This is a genomic window from Streptosporangium album, assembly GCF_014203795.1.
Lineage (GTDB): Bacteria > Actinomycetota > Actinomycetes > Streptosporangiales > Streptosporangiaceae > Streptosporangium > Streptosporangium album.
The window spans coordinates 591,100-606,883 of the sequence record NZ_JACHJU010000002.1; the positions used below are offsets into that span (position 1 = coordinate 591,100).

Consider the following 15,784-nt stretch of genomic DNA (forward strand, 5'->3'; position numbering starts at 1 on the left):
CGCCCCGGCCGAGACGTGAGCGGAGCATCCGTGGGACCGGAGTGCGCCGGCCCAGGCCAAGACCCGAGTGGAGCCCCCGTGAAACTGCGCCACCGCCAGGAGGACGGGGCCCGGCTGGCCTCGTTGCTGTGGGAGTTCGGGCCCGGCTGGCGGGCGATCTCCTCGGCGATGGTCGGCGGCGGCATCGGTCCGGTGGAATGGGTGCTCAACGCCCAGGTGGCCGGCGGTTACGCGCGGATGGACCCGGTGGACCACCTGCTGGAGATGGCCCCGCCGGGGCCGGGCGTCGGCATGCTGACCGCGGCCTCGGTCGACCGGTTCACCCGGGCGGCCGACGGGGGAGTGGAGGCGGTGGCGACCGTCGGGCTGCGCGTCCCCACCTGGGCCGCCGCCCCCGACGGCGTCCCCGACCCCGAGCTCGCACCCATCCATCTCCCCGGCACGGTCAACATCATCGTCGCCGTACCGGTCGCGATGAGTGACGCCGCGCTGGTCAACGCGGTCATGACGGTGACCGAGGCCAAGACCCAGGCGCTGCTGGAGGCCGGCTTCCCCTGTACGGGCACGGCCTCCGACGCGGTCTGCGTGGCCGTACGCGACGACGGCCCCGAGGAGCTGTTCGGCGGACCCCGGTCGGTCTGGGGTGCCCGCGTCGCCCGCGCCGTCCACGACGCCGTACGGCGAGGCGCCCACGGATGGGCGGGCCGTGATGTGCCGGCTACTTTGAGTCAAGAAATCATGGGAAGTAGCATGTGAACGAGCGCGAGACTCCCGGCGATGAGCAGGTGATCGCGATGGCGACGACAGAGCCGACTACCAGGCGGACGGCTGACCGGACCGGTTCCCCATTTGTGCGGTCGATCCGTCCTTTTTGTAGATGGATTTGGCATTTGTGAACATAGTCGGGTTGTCCACTGGCTGAGGAAGCGCGGGCTCTCTCCCCGAGAATCGTTTGTCTGGCCATTGTTCTATTGACTTCTGCACTACGGTTGCCACGCTGGTCCTTATTCCCCTTTATGGAGTGGCGATGAGGCGATTCGGCTCGGCTCTGACGATCTTCGGCGGCCTTGTGCTGGCGGTCGCCGCGATGTCTCCCGCCCTGGCGCACGAGCATCCCAGCGGGATCACCGATCTGGTCACCCCCGCAGTGGTCCGGATCGAGGCGGAGGCGCACGTCGACATCACCCTGCTGGACCACATCGGTGAGCTGATCCACGTGGAGCGGAGCTACAAGGTGCCGATCGGCAGCGGCACCGGGACCGTGATCAACCCCGAGGGCGGCATGGTCACCCTCACCCGGGTGGTCAAGTCCGGCAAGGACATCGAGGTCTACGCCGCCAACAAGGTCTTCGCCGAGCACTACAAGGTCAAGATCCCCGACGACTTCGAGCGGCACACGGTCAAGAACGACCAGCTCAACCATCACCTGCAGGAGTGCTACCCGCCCAAGCAGCCCACGGCGACCTGCATCTTCGACGTGACCACCGAGATCCGTGTCTTCCCCAACATCTCCCCTCCCGACAAGGAGGGGTTCAAGGCCGAGATCGTCCGCGCCGACTCCAGCCCCGACGGGCCCGCGGTGCTGGTGCCCGTCGGCCGCGCGGACGGCGGCGCGGGCCTGCCCACGGCGCCGCTCGCGGCCGCGGTGCCCGACAAGGACGCCTCGCCGGTGGCGGTCGCCGGATTCACCGGACGGCCCGCCGTCAACCTGCCCGAGACCGTGGACATCGCGCACCTGCGCGCGGGAGGCGCGGGTGAGAACGGTCGGCAGTTCAGGGACCCGCAGAACAAGGTCAACGAGCCGGAGAAGCTGGGCGCCCTCGTCGACAGGGGGCTGCTCGGCGGTCCGGTGATCGAGGACAAGAAGGGCGAGGTCGTCGGGCTGCTGGTCGGTGGCGGCAAGGACGGCCGGATGATCGGGGTCCGGGAGATCACCAAGGCGCTGGCCGAGGCGAAGGTCGCGCCCCGGCGCGGCCCGATCGACGCGGCCTTCGAGCAGGCGCTGACCCGCTTCCACACCAAGTACTACGGCGACGCCGTGCCCGCCTTCCAGCACGTCCTGGACCTGTATCCCGGGCACACCGTGGCGGCGGCGCATCTGAAGACGTCCCAGCAGAAGCGTGGAACCGCCGAGGACGAGGGGGCCAAGAAGGCGGACGCCGCCGTCGACGGCGGCGGCGGGCCGCCGCTCTGGATGTTCCTGGCCGTCGGCGGGGTGCTGGTGGCGGCCGTCGTGACCGCCGCGCTGCTGCTCTGGAGGCGCAGGTCCTCGCCGGAGCCCGCGGCAGGCCCGTCCGCGGCCACCCGCCCCGGTGAGAGCTCGACCGGGGGCACCAGGCCCGGAGGAGACACCCCCCCGCCGGTCCCGGGACCGCCGCCCCCGCTGCGGCGCCCGCTGCGTGACGAGGGGGCCTCCCCGACCGTCGTGGTCGGCCGGTCGTTCCCCGCCCTGCCCAAGGTGTCCTCCACCTCGCCGGGCCAGCCCGTACTGGTCGCGCGAGATCCCGGCGCCAAGCCGGCGGACCCGACCGCTCCGGGGACCGGCGCCAGGTCGGCGGATCCGGCCGCCCAGAAGTACTGCACCGCCTGCGGGATGCGGCTGGGCCCGGTCCACCGCTTCTGCGGCTACTGCGGCCATCCCTCGGAGACGTGACGGCCGTGAACGAGCGGGCCCTGATCGGGCAGGAGGTGGCCGGTTACTACATCGAGGACATCATCGGTAAGGGCGGCATGGCCGTGGTCTACCTCGCGGTGGACCCCCGGCTCAACCGCCGGGTGGCGCTGAAGATCCTCAATCCGCTGCTGGGAGAGGACGACCGTTTCCGTCAGCGCTTCGTCCTGGAGTCGCGGACGGTCGCGAGCATGGACCACCCCAACATCATCCCGATCTACGAGGCCGACTCGGCCGCCGACGGCACGCTCTACATCGCGATGCGTTACGTCGACGGTCCCGACCTGCGCCGCCTCTTCTACGACCGGGGGCCGATGCCGATCAGCCAGGTCAACAGGATCTTCGCCCAGGTGGCCGCCGCTCTGGACACCGCGCACGCGCACGACCTGATCCACCGGGACGTCAAGCCCGCCAACATCCTGATCGCCGGCCACACCGAGGGTGACCACGCCTATCTCACCGACTTCGGCATCACCAAGCACCGCACCTCGATCTCCGGGCTGACCCAGACCGACCAGTTCATCGGCACCCCCCGCTACATGTCTCCCGAGCAGATCAACAAGGAGCACATCGACGGCCGCTGCGACCAGTACGGCCTGGCCTGCGTGGTCTACGAGGCGCTGGCCGGGAGGCTGCCGTTTCAGCGGGACAACGAGATCGCGCTGCTCTGGGCCCATCTGGCCGAGACGCCCACCCCGCTCAGCACGCTCCGGCCAGAGCTCCCGCTGGAGGTCGACGGGGTCATGATGCGGGCGCTGGCCAAGTCGCCCGAGCAGCGGTACGACACGTGCACGCAGTTCGTCGCCGAACTCCGGGATGCGATCAGCGGCCAGCCCTACCAACTCGTCCAGAGCCCTCCGACGGTGCGGGCGGAGAAGAAGAGGCGGAAGGAGCCCGGGTCCGGTGGCCGGGGCATTCTCATCGGCGCGGGAGCGGCGATCGCGGTGATCATCGCGCTGGTGGTGGTGCTCGCGACGGTCATGCGGGGAAGTGACGCCTGGGTGGCCTACGAGGGCTCCGCCGCCGTGCCGATCGCCTTCGAGCGTCCCGGTGACTGGACTTTGCGCCCGCACGCGGACGTGTTCGTGGTGGCCTCGCCGAAGGTGGGGGAGTTCGACACGCTGTTCGGCACACCCGTCACCGCTGACTGGGCGGCCGTCAACGAGATCATCAAGAACACGCCGGAGGAGGCCACCGGCGTCTACGCGCAGACCCTGGACACCCTCGACCCCCGCAGCGGCGCCCAGCAGCTCCAGGAGACCCTGCAGTCCTCGCTGCCCGGTACGGTCAACGTCTACTCCGAGGTGGTGCAGGTGCGCGTGGGCGGGAAGCCCGCCGTACGGCTGGAGGGGTCGATCACGGACCCGCAGCGCGGTGGCCGGCTCGACTTCACAGGCTGGGCGGTGGAGCGGGCGGACAAGCCCGCCCTCATGATCTACTTCTGTGCGCCCAGCACATGTGACGACGCGCTCGCCAACCGGTTCGTACGGAGCGTGTCGTTCCAGACGTCGTGACTTGTCGTCCACTTGCAATCGGTTTGCTGGGGTGTTTGTCCTATGGGCAAGGTCGATACAAGTGTTTAGGCTCCCGGCATGGCGGTGCCCCTTCCCCCCGTTCGACGTCTCCGTGCGGTGCCGTTCACCCAGTTTTTTCACACCGTGCCATTGACGCGGCACTTCCGCACCCTGCCGAAAATCGATGTGCATCGTCGGATGCGGGATCATCGCCATCGGCCTGCTGGAGGCGTTCACCGTCGCGACCGAGTACGACGCCGCCGGCGAGCGGGACCCACCAGTGCGCGAACCCGGAGCGCCAGACGCCGATCAGCAGGATGGGCAGGCCGAAGAGGGCGAAGAAGATCCACGGCATCTGGAAACCGAAGGTGACGCCGGGCAGGTTCAGCATCTCCTCAAGGATCCGGGCGGTCTTCTCGGGGCTGTTGTGCTGTCCGAGCCGCCGCTCCACCGGGTCGATCATGAGCAGCCCCGACAGGTTGATGTAGCCGAGAGCGGTCAGCGGGCCCACGATGTGGCCGAAGAGCACCACGCGGCGGCGCATCACGTGCAGGAGGGCGAGGGCGACCAGGGCCATCAGCAGGTAGGCCCAGTGGTACAGGGCCGACTCGGCCTGGGCCAGGGCGGGGTTGACGCCGTAGCTGACGGCTTCGCGATCGTCACCCCAGGTGCCGGGGTCGAGGATGACGGCGCCCCCGCAGGACGGGATCCTGTCGCATTCGTACCGGAAAATCCGTGGCGGTCTGCCGGCGGGAGCCCGACGATCACTTGGGCGTCTTCAGACCCGTTGATCGCCAAGAGCCGTCCGGACCCGGAGCGCCCGCATCGCGTCCAGCCAGGTGGTCACTGACGGGCGGCACTCTTGAGGGCTCCGCTCTCCGGGGCTGTTGGGTGCGGAGGCGTCCGACGGAGCCGTGGCCCGGTGGTCAGGGGGACGGGGCGATGCCGTTCATGACGGTGGCCACCAGGTCGTCCACGAAACCGGGCGGGACCTCCAGGGAGGCCGGGGCGGAACCTCGGAACAGGTGGGGCAGGACCAGCTCGTGGCAGGCTCCGACGACCATCGTGGCGGCGGCCTCGGCGCGGGCGTGCCGGGCGAGGCGGCCGAGGTCCTGCTCGGCACGGAGGTATGCGGTCAGCTCCGCCTTCAGCCCGCGTCCCTTCCCGACGGGGTCGGGCATGTCGGTCAGCAGGCTGAGGACCTCCGGCTGGGACAGCAGCCCGGCGAAGGCGGGCAGGATCGCGGTGTGCAGCGCCAGGCCGTAGGCGACGTAGGTGCGCAGGTTGGCCTCGACGGTGCCGCTGCCCGCCTCCGCGGGCAGCTCGCCCAACCGGCGCTGGACGGTCTGGACGTGGGCCTGCAGGGCGAGCGCGATGAGCTCTTCCTTGCCCGCGAAGTGGTTGTAGAGCACCCCGTCGGCGACCTGGGCCTCACGGGCGATGTCACGCACGGTGAGCCCGGCGGTGCCCCGCCGGGATATGAGGCGTTCGGCGGCGGCGACCAGGTGCTCGCGCAGGCTCTGGCCGCCGCCGTCACGCAGGACCGCTGCTTTTCTCGGTGACATCACATCGCATCGTAGGCGGTGACCAGGTGGTCAGGGGTGGACGGCGGTGACCAGCCAGGCGGCGCCGCGCAGCCGTACGGCGTCGCCCTCCTCGTAGGGACGGAGCGCCGCGGTGAGCGCGTCACGGGCCCGGGCGGCGGCGGCCTCGTCGACCTGGTCGAGCATGAAACGGACAGGTCCCCACGCGCCGAGGAAATCCCCCGCGTCCTCGGCGTCCCGGCCCCACACCTGGGGGGCGTCGACGGCCGTCGAGGTCACCTTCTCGAATCCCGCGCCGGTGAGCACCTCCTGGATGCGCGCCGGATCGGCCAGTGACTCCGGCCCGGCGGCGCCGGGTTCGGTGGAGGCGGGCCTGGCCGGGAGGTGCCGCGCCATCGCGGCGAAGACGGGGCCGAGGTCGTTGTCTCCCATATCCCGCAGCGACAGGAAGGCCAGGCGTCCCCCCGGCCGCAGCGCGCGGCCGATGTTGGCGAACGCGGCGACCGGGTCGGCGAAGAACATGATCCCGAACCGGCTGACGGCCACGTCGAAACCGCCGTCCGGGAAGGGGTGGACCTGGGCGTCGCCCCGCTCGAAGGTCACGTTGGCGACCCCCTCGCCGGCCGCGGTGGCTCCCGCCCGCCGCAGCATCGGCGCCGACAGGTCGACTCCGGTGGCGTGCCCGAGCCGTGCCCGCCGGGCTGCCAGCCGGGTCACCTGTCCGTTGCCGCACCCGACGTCGAGCACGCGATCATGCTCGCCGATGGCGGCCGCCCCGATGAGGTGGTCGTTGAACCCGCTGTTCACGGCGTCGTAGCGGTCCTGGTGATCGGCCCAGTGGTTGCCCTCGTAGCCGTTCCAGGCCTCGGACTGGTGGGTGTTGACGACGGACTGCATCTCTTTCCTCCCGTGGCCGTCTCCGGGTGCCGCCGGATGATCTCGACGGCCCCGATGACTCTGCGATCCATTATGAACAGTCGTTCATGAATGTGTGTTCATATTGGGGTGAGGGGCCGAGGGATGTCAACAGGGCACGACACCGGCGGCGGTCGGCCGCCGGCCGGATGTGACGGCTCCCGGACGGGGCTCCGCGTTCTCCCGGGCGGCAGAGGGCCGCCTGTCTCGCCCCGGCCCATGGACCGCCGGACCGTGGCTTTGGCGACCTGGGTCGACATCCAGATCGACCCAGGTCCATGTCCGGGGCGACGGACCTGGACCTGCGGCCCTCGCCCCGGGGCCGATGACCGGCGGCCGCGCATCCGATGGACTGGACCAATGATCGAGTTCAACTGGATGCGCGGGCTGCTCCGGGGCCTGGCCGACTCGGATTGCTCGGTGCTAATCAGCTCGCACCTGCTGCACGAGGTGGAGCGGGTCGCCGGCCACATCGTGATGATCGGCCGCGGCCGTCTCCTCGTCCAGGGCACCGTCGACGAGCTCAACCAGGGCCAGAGCCTCGAACAGACCTTCCTCGAACTGACCGCCGACACCGATCGGAGTGCGGCATGACCGATGTCAACGTCCCCGCGACCAGGAGCGGCGACGCGAAGTCCATGGACGGCCATCGGACCCGGACCTCGATCCCATTCCACCGGCTGCCGGCGGTCGAGACCCGCAAACTCCTCGACACGCACAGCAGCAAGATCATGGCCGTGGCCGCCTCTCTGTTCGCGATGCTGGTCGCGGTGCCGGTACTGACATGAGGCACAAGCCCGCCCGTGCCCTTCTCGGCATCACCCTGGCCCCCGCCCCGGCCGGACGGAAGGATCCGGACATCCAGCAGACATGAGAACCGGGGAGCACCACGGTCACCGTCGCAATTGGCGCATGTGCGTCATGAGTGAGCCGGCAGCGGTCCATCGGCTAGCCGGTGGAGTGGGTCGCGTCCCGCGAGGCCTGGCGGGATCGGGTGGCCAGCCAGAGGTCGAACCGGTCGTTGGCGTCGTCGAGGCGGCGGCCGGTGATCCGCATCGCCTTGTCGATCCGGTTGCGCACGGTGTGGCGGTGCACGTTGAGCAGCCGGCTGGTCTCGTCCCAGGAACCGCCGGTGTCCAGCCAGGTGGCCAGGGTCGTCACCAGGTTGCCGGCGGGGTCGGCGCCGTCGAGCGCCCCGAGCACGGCGTCGGCGTAGCCCCGCAGCGCCCGGCGGTCGCCCAGTCCCAGCAGCAGCCGGCTCGACCCGCTCACCTGCGCCTCCGCCGGCCGCCCGGTCAGCCTGCTCACCTCCAGCAGATTTCTGGCCTGCCGGATCGACGACACCGCCGAACCCGGCGGGACGAGGGACCCGATACCCGCTGGGCAGCCTGGAGCGAACCGATCGAGAAGCTCCTGCACGTCGAGGTCGCCGCCGACGACGAGCTCGACGGCCCCCGCCGAGATCCGGGCCAGCCCGCCCGGCGCGGCGAGTGCCAGGTCCGCCGCCACCTCCGCGGCCTCGCTGGCGGGCTCGACCACGAGGCCGCGTACGGTGTCGGCGGTCAGCCCGGCCGCCCCCAGCACGTCTCGGGCCTGTCCGGCCGAGGTCGCGTCCAGCAGCCGCTCCAGAAGCGCGGACCGGCGCCTGCGCTCGGGCTCTTCGGCCAGGTGACGCCGTTCGAGTTCGAGTGAGAGCAGCGAGACCAGCCCCGAGGACAGCAGCCGCGTCGTCGGTGCCATCGAACCGTTCAGGATGAGCAGCCCGCGCAGCCTCTGGGCGCCGAGTGGCTGTACCTCCGCGTGGGTGCCGCCCACGATGCTGATCCCGCTGCCGCGCATGCCCCGGGCGGCGACCTGCTGGACCAGGTCCGTGCCGGAGTCGAGCAGGTCGGCCGTACCCCGACCGGCGGCGGCGATCAGCCGTCCGAGAGGGTCCGTCACCGCGACGCCGAGCCCGGTGGCCTCCGTCCACGCTTTCAGGATGGGCGAGAGCCCGCGGCCCGAGGCCGCGGCGGTCGTCAGCCTCCGCTGGGTCTCGAACGCGCGCTCCAGCTCGCGGCGCTGCTCGGCCGCCCGCGCGGCGAAGACCGCCTTGGTGACAGCGATGAAGGGAATCTCGTCGGGCACGGTCAGCAGGGGCAGCCCGGCCTCCTCGGCGGCCGTGACCAGCGGCGCCGGCGCATGCTGGTACGGCAGGCCGTGACCGAGCCCGAGCGCCAGGCCGCAGGCCCCGCCGTCGGTGACGTCGCGCACGTAGGCCCGGCATGAGGCGAGGTCCATCGGCAGCAGCACCCCGATGGTCATGAGCAGCTCTCCGCCCCGCAACCACTCGCCCGGCCGGACGAGTTCGGACGTATGGGCGGCTTCGACCGGGCGGTCCAGGCGATCCGACCCGGCGACCACCGACAGATGAAGCTCAGGGATCGTGACCAGGTCGGCGAGATGGAACGGCATGGACACAGTGTCCACTAGATTCGGACATAATCGACATTTTTGCCATGCTGGTTTTTATTTCAACCACATACGTTCACTGCATCAGCTCGCCGCGATGCTTCGAGGAAGACCCATGAACAGCGACCGCCCAAAGCCCGCGTCCGGCCTGCGTGCCATCGAGGTGCGTTCCATCGACTACGTGCCGGCGAGTGAGAGGCATGGCAAGGTCTGGCACCAGGGGCCGTTCTGGTTCACCGGCAACTTCGTGCTGACCACGATGGTGACCGGCTTCCTCGGCCCCACCGTCGGGCTCAGCCTCGGCTGGTCGGTGCTGGCCGTCGTGCTCGGGGCGTGTTTCGGCACCTTCTTCATGGCCTTCCACGCCAACCAGGGACCACGGATGGGCCTACCGCAGATGATCCAGTCGCGGGCCCAGTTCGGCCTCCGCGGGGCGATCGTCCCGTTCGCCGCCGTGGTCTTCGTCTACGTGGGGTTCAACGTCTTCAACGTCGTGCTGGCCACGCAGGGGATGCAGACCATCCTGCCCGGCGGCATCGGCCTGTGGTACCCGCTCCTCATCGGTCTCGCGATCGTGCTGGCCGTGATCGGGCACGACCTGCTGCACAGGGTGCAGCGCTGGCTCACCTACCTGCTCATCGCGGTGTTCGGTGTCCTCACGGTCGGGGCGATGACCCAGCTGGACGTGCCCGCGGCGGCCCCGGGCTCCGGTTTCTCCTGGACGTCGTTCCTTCTGGTGTTCTCCGCCGCCGCCGGTTACCAGATCAGCTACGCGGTCTACGTGTCCGACTACTCCCGCTACCTGCCCAAGGATGTGCCGGTCAAGAAGGTGATCTGGTGGACCTACGCCGGCGCCGCGGGCTCCGCCGTCTGGCTCATGTCGCTGGGCGCCCTGCTGGCCTCGGCGATGCCGAAGCCGGACGCGATCGCCGGAATCCAGCAGGTCGGGAACGCCATCGTGCCCGGCTTCGGCACCTTCGCCGTGGTCGTCTCGGCACTGGCGCTGATCAGCGTCATGGCCGTCAACGCGTACGGCGGGATGCTCACCTCCGCCAGCATGGTGGACGCCTTCCGCGCGGTGCGGCCCACCATCGGGATCCGGGTGATCGGCGTCGTGGCGATCCAGGCCGTGGTCCTCGTGGTGGCGCTGCTCCTGCCGGCCGACTATCTCGGCAGCCTGAACGTCTTCCTGCTGCTCATGCTGTACTTCCTGATCCCGTGGACCGCGGTCAACCTCGTCGACTTCTACTTCGTGCGACGGGGACACTACGCCATCACCGCCATCTTCGATCCGAGCGGCATCTACGGGCTCTGGTCCTGGCGCGGCCTGGCCGCCTACCTTGTGGGCATGGTCGCGATGGTCCCCTTCTTCTCCACCTCCTTCTACACCGGCCCCGTGGCCGCCGCACTGGACGGCGCCGACATCTCCTTCGCGGTGGGCCTGCTGGTGTCGGGCGTGCTGTACTTCGCGCTCACACGCGGGATCGACCTGAGGGCCGAGGAGGCGGCGGTCGCCGCCAGTGACCGCGAGCTGGAGGGGGCCCACGACCCGTCCACGGCGCCGGTGGCGGCGGGATGATCCAGATGCCGCCGACCTCGGTCGCCTGCTGCCAGATCACCCTCGCCGTGGGGGACCCGGACGCCAACCGCGCCGCCGGCCTGCGGGCCGTCGAGCGCGCCGCGGCAGCCGGCGCCCGGGTCGTGGTCCTGCCCGAACTGGCCAACAGCGGATACGTGTTCCGCGACCCGGCGGAGGCGGCGGAACTCGCCGAGCCCCTGGACGGTCCCACCGTCGAGGGCTGGGCCGCCTGCGCACGGCGGAACGGCCTCATCATGGTGGGCGGGCTGTGTGAGCGCGACGAGGACGGACTGGTGCGCAACTCCGCCGTCCTCGTCGACGAGAGCGGCGTGCGGGCCGTGTACCGCAAGGCGCACCTGTGGGACAGGGAGAAGACCGTCTTCACCCCCGGTGACGAGCTGCCGCCGGTCATCGAAACGCCGGTCGGCCGGATCGGCGCCCTGGTCTGCTACGACCTGGAGTTCCCCGAGTGGGTCCGCACCGTGGCACTCCGCGGCGCCGACCTGCTCTGCGTCCCCACGAACTGGCCGCTGTCCCCGCGTCCCGAGGGGGAGCGCCCCGCCGAGGTGGTGCGGGCACAGGCGAGCGCCGCGGTGAACCGCATGTTCGTCGCCGCCTGCGACCGGACCGGACCCGAGCGCGGAGTGGCCTGGGTCGGCGGCTCGGTCATCACCGACGCCGACGGCTTCCCCCTCGCCGGTCCCCGCCCCCGCTACGACGAGGGCCTGCTGATCGCCGAGTGCCGGCTCGGCGACGCCCGCAACAAACGCATCAGCGAGCACAACGACGTGCACGCCGACCGGCGGCCGGAGCTGTACCGGTCGATCGTCTAGCCCCGCAGGCCCATCGCCCGCCGGTGCGCCCGCAGCCACGGATCTCCACGCTGCCGGGGTCCTAAGGCGTGTTTTGTGGATCTCGTGGCGCCACGGCGATCTAGGCCGGAGACACCCGAGACCCTCGCCGGCATGTCCCGCGCGGCCCCGGAGGACGGCGTCAAGGTCTGGGGTGACCGACCACGCGCGCCCCGCCGCCGAAGTCGATCACATCGCCGTCTTCGAGCTCGCGGTCCACCCGCACGGGCGGGGCCGAGGGCAGGGCGGGCTTGTTCTCGTAGAAGTCGCGTTCCCAGTCGGGCGCGTCGGTGAAGACGGGCGGCGGCCCGGGGACCTCGCCGCGGATGACGGGGGCCTCAAGGCGGTGTGCCATCACCAGGTGCGGACACCGATCGTCGCTGGTGCGAGCGTGCGGGTGTGGATGCCCGCCGACTGGCGGGGGCCGGTGTCGGCGGGTCCGGTTATTTCTTATGTAAGGGCTCTGCGGCTTACCGAGTAAGGCCGGATCGGGCGAGGGTCGAGGCCAGAGCGCGGTTGACCGCCGCGGTGTAGCGGTAGAACGCCGCGGTGCGGTTGGCCGGGTTCTCTATCCAGGAGCGGGCCAGTCTCCCGTCTTTGAAGAACTGCTCGCGCTGGCCCTTGGAGAGTTCGAGTTGGACGCCCTTGTGCCTGAGGTTTCTGTTGACGATGTTGCGTGAGCTGTCCCCGCCTATCTCCTCGGGTACCGAGTTGGCGACCGTGAACCCGGCGGCGCGTAGTTCAGCGGTGACCGTTCTGATCAACGCGGTGTCGCGGCCGCCCACGTATGTGGTCGCATCGGCGCCGGACGCGCCGTGCCAGGAGATGGTGTAGCTACTACGAGCGACCAGTTTGACCCCCTTCGGCTCGTCGAAGTGGGTGGAGGTGAGGTGCAGACCGGAGTTGCCGGCGGGCTTGATGCCCTCGAAGGAGTAGAAGGTGTGGTTGCCGGCCTGCGCCACGTAGTCCGCGAGCTGGGTGGTAGGGGCTTCGATGGCGCCGCCGTGGATGGCGATGTGCGCCACTTTTGTCCCGCGAGAAAACCGCTGGACGAGACGGTAGTCCTTGCCCTCTACCTCGTGCGCCGCGAGCTCGGCGTAACCGCGATACTTGTCGGCCGCTTGCACCGGTGCCGCACTGCCGAGCAGGCAGGCGGCGATTCCGGCGACGAGCAGGGCTCTCTTCACGGATCACTCCTGAGACGATCTTGGGACGTTGTCGGCCAAAATCCTAATCGGAGCTCCACGCTCAGGTGCCGGGGCCCGGTCGGTGCCTCCGCCGGCGAGAGCCCGGCCGTATCCCCGGCGGTACCCCGTACGGCCGGATCGCACCGACGGTGCCCGTCGTCCGGGCCATGGTCGTACCCGCGGGAGGGCGGATCCCCGCCGTGACCGGTTACGGCGGGTGAGGCCGTTGGGCGCTGCTCCGGGGCCGGGACCGCAGAAGATCCTTCGTTCCCGCCTCGGCTTGCCCGTAAGGGACATGTCAATATTTGGATGGATTGTGTATATTTTCCGTTATTGAGTCTCATCTGAGGGAGGATTTATCGTGAGAGCTTTCCCGCGTGTACTGTTCGACGAGGCACACAGCGAGTCGTGGACCATCCGGCGGGACGTGGCCGAGACGATGAATCCCGGGCATCCCGACGACAACGGCTACGTCCGCGCCGCCGACATCCTGCGCCGCCTGGGCCACACGGTGGCCACCCACACCGAGGGCCCGATCACTCCCGCGCTGCTGGGCCCCAACGACGTCTTCGTGATCGCCCACCCCTCGGCCGGCCGCTGGGAGCGCACCACCGGCCTGGGCAGCCCGGTCTTCCCCGTTGAGGAGCTCGACGCGATCGAGGCCCATGTCGACGGTGGCGGCGGCCTGGTCGTGCTGGCCGAGTGCGAGCAGGAGAAGTACGGCAGCAACCTCGACGAGCTGCTCGCCCGCTTCGGCGTCGGCGTCGAGCACACCACCGTCCAGGACCCCAGGAGCGCCCACAACGGCGTGGCCTCCTGGGTCCTGGGTTCTCCCGGCGAGGCCGACGGCCAGGATCTCCTCGCGGGAGCCCGCCGCGCGTGCTTCTACCGCGCCGGAGTCCTCACCGCACCCGCCGACGCGACCGTCCTGTTCCGGACGTCGCCCACCGCCGACCCCGCGGGCCGGCCGCTGGCGGTGGCCGTACGGCACGGCAGGGGCCGCGTCGTGGTGCTCGCCGACTCCGACCTGTTCGGCGACGACTCGATCGGCGACTACGACCACGCCGCGCTCTGGGGCAACCTCGTCACCTGGGCCGCGCGCGTCCCCGTCCCGGCGGCGGCCACCGGGGAGCCGGCGGCACGTGAGGCCTTCCTGGGGCTCAAGAACGCCGTGGAGGCGATCAAGCCGCTCCAGGCCAAGGACGGCTCGATCGAGGGCGACCGCGAGCGGGCGGCCGAGCTGGTCTCCGAGATCGTCGGTCACGTCGAACGGCTCGCGCCCCTATTCCCGCACGACGAGACCTACCTCGCCGCGGTGGTGGCCGACTTCCGCACGTGGGTCGAGCAGGGCCTGGGCGTGCCCGACTTCCTGGACTCGCTCAACGCCTTCCACCCCGACGCCCAGCGGATCGACGGCCTGGAGCACCTGGTCGTCTTCCCGATGTACACCCAGAACGGCACCACCTTCCGCCACATCGAGGCCGTCTGGATCCGTACGATCTGGCCCGAGTGGCTGGCCGAGCTGGAGGGCTCCGGCTACGACAACCCGATGTTCGTGCCGATCGCGTTCGAGGACTTCACCTCCGGCTACGACACCAACTCCGCTGTGCTCTTCCCCGAGACCGTCGCCGTCCGCGAGACCCCGCCCCGCTTCACCTGGGGCGGTATCTTCGCCGACCGTGAGGCCGCCCGGTTCCGAGCGGTGAGCGAGGCCGCCGCGGCGACGCTCAAGCTGGCGCTGCCGCCGGACGCGGCCCGGCTGATCGAGTCGCAGGAGCTGGCGCAGGACACCTTCGTGCTCTGGGACCTGATCCACGACCGCACCCACAGCCACGGCGACCTGCCCTTCGACCCCTTCATGATCAAGCAGCGCATGCCGTACTGGCTGTACTCCCTGGAGGAGCTCCGCTGCGACCTGACCGCGTACGGCGAGGCCGTGAAGCTGGAGAAGGAGGGCGTGCCGCACGCCCGCTACGTCCAGATCGCGATCCTCTTCGACCGGCTCTTCCGCTTCCCGATCACCGGTGACCGGGTCCGCAACTACGACGGGCTCGGCGGGCAGCTTCTCTTCGCCTACCTGCACCGCAACGACGTCGTCCGGTGGACCGACAACCGGCTGAGCGTCGACTGGAACCGGGTCGCCGACGGCGTCGCGGACCTGCGCGGCGAGGTGGAGAAGCTTTACCGCGACGGCATCGACCGCTCCAAGCTCGCCCACTGGCTGGCCGCGCACCAGCTCGTCGCCGCCTACGTGGCGCCGCACCCCGCCTCGGCCTGGAACCGCGGCGTGGACGCGCTGCCCGTCGAGGGATTCCCGAAGGCCGTGGTGGACGCGGTGCTGCCCGACGAGTTCCCCCTGAGCATGTTCTACGAGGCCCTGCGCCGTAAGCTCAGCGATGTCGTCGACTCCACGAAGGGGATCCGAGCATGATCATCCTTGTTGCCGGTGCGGCCGGCCCCGCCGGTCAGGCCGTCGTCCGCCGTCTCACCGACAAGGGGCACACGGTCATCGGGGTCGACAAGTCCGGCGCCGGCGGGACGCTGGCGGTCGACCTGCTCGACTTCGAGGCCGTGAAGGGGCTCGCCCGCGCCATCGAGGCCGAGCACGGCCACCTGGACGGGATCGCCCACCTGGTCGGCGGCTGGCGCGGCTCCAAGACCTTCGCCGAGACCCGGCTGGAGGACTGGGACCTCCTGCACGACCTGCTCATCCGCACCCTCCAGCACGTCACGCTCGCCTTCGAGCCGCTGCTCAAGGCCGCCGAGCGGGGCCGGTTCGCCATCGTCTCTGCCAAGGCGGCCGAGCACCCCACCCAGGGCGGCGCGGCCTACGGCACCGCCAAGGCGGCCTCCGAGGCCTGGACCCTGGCCTTCGCCGACGCCCTGGAGGGCACCGGCGCCACGGCCAATGTCCTGGTGGTCAAGGCGCTGGTGAACGAGGCCATGCGCACGGCGAGCCCGGAACGGAGGTTCCCCGGCTTCACCGACGTCGACGACCTCGCCGCCGCGATCGAGGGTCTGTGGGACACCGACGCCAACGGCACCAGGATCGACCTCACCCGCGAGTGAGGG

General features: G+C 70.3%; 15 protein-coding genes. 9 read left to right on the forward strand and 6 right to left on the reverse strand.

Annotated features, from left to right (window positions below):
- Positions 1-78: 78 nt before the first annotated feature.
- From FHR32_RS26460 to FHR32_RS26470, 3 genes are all read left to right on the forward strand, one after another.
- A complete protein-coding gene (locus tag FHR32_RS26460; protein WP_184757256.1) occupies positions 79-756 on the forward strand; it encodes an adenosylcobinamide amidohydrolase in 678 nt (225 codons plus the stop codon).
- Positions 757-1,027: 271 nt separating this feature from the next.
- Positions 1,028-2,653 (forward strand): zinc ribbon domain-containing protein, encoded by a 1,626-nt coding sequence (locus tag FHR32_RS26465; RefSeq protein ID WP_184757257.1) that lies wholly within the window; start codon positions 1,028-1,030, stop codon positions 2,651-2,653.
- A complete protein-coding gene (locus FHR32_RS26470) occupies positions 2,650-4,185 on the forward strand; it encodes a serine/threonine-protein kinase (RefSeq protein ID WP_184757258.1) in 1,536 nt (511 codons plus the stop codon). The genes FHR32_RS26465 and FHR32_RS26470 overlap by 4 nt, the downstream gene beginning before the upstream one ends.
- Before the next feature lie 124 nt (positions 4,186-4,309).
- Here the strand turns inward: FHR32_RS26470 and FHR32_RS26475 are convergent, their stop codons facing one another.
- From FHR32_RS26475 to FHR32_RS26485, 3 genes are all read right to left on the reverse strand, one after another.
- Positions 4,310-4,729 carry a hypothetical protein gene (locus FHR32_RS26475; protein ID WP_184757259.1) on the reverse strand — a complete coding sequence of 140 codons (420 nt, stop codon included), beginning with the start codon at positions 4,727-4,729 and terminating at the stop codon, positions 4,310-4,312.
- A gap of 382 nt (positions 4,730-5,111) precedes the next feature.
- Entirely contained in the window at positions 5,112-5,750 is a 639-nt protein-coding gene (locus FHR32_RS26480) for a TetR/AcrR family transcriptional regulator (RefSeq protein WP_184757260.1), read from the reverse strand.
- 30 nt (positions 5,751-5,780) lie between these two features.
- Entirely contained in the window at positions 5,781-6,626 is an 846-nt protein-coding gene (locus tag FHR32_RS26485) for a class I SAM-dependent methyltransferase (RefSeq protein ID WP_184757261.1), read from the reverse strand.
- 378 nt (positions 6,627-7,004) lie between these two features.
- On the opposite strand from FHR32_RS26485, the gene FHR32_RS26490 reads away from it, so the two are divergent.
- Both FHR32_RS26490 and FHR32_RS26495 read left to right on the forward strand, forming a co-directional pair.
- Complete coding sequence (locus tag FHR32_RS26490) at positions 7,005-7,238, forward strand: ATP-binding cassette domain-containing protein (RefSeq protein ID WP_184757262.1); 234 nt, start codon at positions 7,005-7,007, stop codon at positions 7,236-7,238.
- Positions 7,235-7,432 carry a hypothetical protein gene (locus FHR32_RS26495; protein ID WP_184757263.1) on the forward strand — a complete coding sequence of 66 codons (198 nt, stop codon included), beginning with the start codon at positions 7,235-7,237 and terminating at the stop codon, positions 7,430-7,432. Before FHR32_RS26490 ends, FHR32_RS26495 begins: the two co-directional genes overlap by 4 nt.
- A 160-nt stretch (positions 7,433-7,592) precedes the next feature.
- Here FHR32_RS26495 and FHR32_RS26500 read toward each other — a convergent pair whose 3' ends face one another.
- Complete coding sequence (locus FHR32_RS26500) at positions 7,593-9,098, reverse strand: PucR family transcriptional regulator (protein WP_184757264.1); 1,506 nt, start codon at positions 9,096-9,098, stop codon at positions 7,593-7,595.
- A 112-nt stretch (positions 9,099-9,210) separates the two neighbouring features.
- Between FHR32_RS26500 and FHR32_RS26505 the strand changes: the two genes are divergently transcribed.
- Both FHR32_RS26505 and FHR32_RS26510 read left to right on the forward strand, forming a co-directional pair.
- Positions 9,211-10,674 carry a purine-cytosine permease family protein gene (locus FHR32_RS26505; RefSeq protein ID WP_184757265.1) on the forward strand — a complete coding sequence of 488 codons (1,464 nt, stop codon included), beginning with the start codon at positions 9,211-9,213 and terminating at the stop codon, positions 10,672-10,674.
- Positions 10,671-11,507 (forward strand): nitrilase-related carbon-nitrogen hydrolase, encoded by an 837-nt coding sequence (locus FHR32_RS26510; protein ID WP_184757266.1) that lies wholly within the window; start codon positions 10,671-10,673, stop codon positions 11,505-11,507. Before FHR32_RS26505 ends, FHR32_RS26510 begins: the two co-directional genes overlap by 4 nt.
- A 160-nt stretch (positions 11,508-11,667) precedes the next feature.
- Here FHR32_RS26510 and FHR32_RS26515 read toward each other — a convergent pair whose 3' ends face one another.
- Both FHR32_RS26515 and FHR32_RS26520 read right to left on the reverse strand, forming a co-directional pair.
- Positions 11,668-11,880 (reverse strand): MBL fold metallo-hydrolase, encoded by a 213-nt coding sequence (locus tag FHR32_RS26515; RefSeq protein WP_221466220.1) that lies wholly within the window; start codon positions 11,878-11,880, stop codon positions 11,668-11,670.
- A gap of 115 nt (positions 11,881-11,995) precedes the next feature.
- Entirely contained in the window at positions 11,996-12,712 is a 717-nt protein-coding gene (locus FHR32_RS26520; RefSeq protein ID WP_184757267.1) for a poly-gamma-glutamate hydrolase family protein, read from the reverse strand.
- A 361-nt stretch (positions 12,713-13,073) separates the two neighbouring features.
- Between FHR32_RS26520 and FHR32_RS26525 the strand changes: the two genes are divergently transcribed.
- Positions 13,074-15,143 carry a DUF6421 family protein gene (locus tag FHR32_RS26525; RefSeq protein WP_184757268.1) on the forward strand — a complete coding sequence of 690 codons (2,070 nt, stop codon included), beginning with the start codon at positions 13,074-13,076 and terminating at the stop codon, positions 15,141-15,143.
- Positions 15,140-15,781 carry an SDR family NAD(P)-dependent oxidoreductase gene (locus FHR32_RS26530; protein WP_184757269.1) on the forward strand — a complete coding sequence of 214 codons (642 nt, stop codon included), beginning with the start codon at positions 15,140-15,142 and terminating at the stop codon, positions 15,779-15,781. Before FHR32_RS26525 ends, FHR32_RS26530 begins: the two co-directional genes overlap by 4 nt.
- Positions 15,782-15,784 lie beyond the last annotated feature (3 nt).

Coding starts and splice junctions, on each gene's coding strand:
- FHR32_RS26480 (WP_184757260.1), bottom strand. CDS start 5,750: ATGTCACCGAGAAAAGCAGCGGTCCTGCGTGACGGCGGCGGCCAGAGC.
- FHR32_RS26465 (WP_184757257.1), top strand. CDS start 1,028: ATGAGGCGATTCGGCTCGGCTCTGACGATCTTCGGCGGCCTTGTGCTG.
- FHR32_RS26495 (WP_184757263.1), top strand. CDS start 7,235: ATGACCGATGTCAACGTCCCCGCGACCAGGAGCGGCGACGCGAAGTCC.
- FHR32_RS26530 (WP_184757269.1), top strand. CDS start 15,140: ATGATCATCCTTGTTGCCGGTGCGGCCGGCCCCGCCGGTCAGGCCGTC.
- FHR32_RS26485 (WP_184757261.1), bottom strand. CDS start 6,626: ATGCAGTCCGTCGTCAACACCCACCAGTCCGAGGCCTGGAACGGCTAC.
- FHR32_RS26515 (WP_221466220.1), bottom strand. CDS start 11,880: ATGGCACACCGCCTTGAGGCCCCCGTCATCCGCGGCGAGGTCCCCGGG.
- FHR32_RS26505 (WP_184757265.1), top strand. CDS start 9,211: ATGAACAGCGACCGCCCAAAGCCCGCGTCCGGCCTGCGTGCCATCGAG.
- FHR32_RS26500 (WP_184757264.1), bottom strand. CDS start 9,098: ATGCCGTTCCATCTCGCCGACCTGGTCACGATCCCTGAGCTTCATCTG.
- FHR32_RS26510 (WP_184757266.1), top strand. CDS start 10,671: ATGATCCAGATGCCGCCGACCTCGGTCGCCTGCTGCCAGATCACCCTC.
- FHR32_RS26490 (WP_184757262.1), top strand. CDS start 7,005: ATGATCGAGTTCAACTGGATGCGCGGGCTGCTCCGGGGCCTGGCCGAC.
- FHR32_RS26475 (WP_184757259.1), bottom strand. CDS start 4,729: ATGCGCCGCCGCGTGGTGCTCTTCGGCCACATCGTGGGCCCGCTGACC.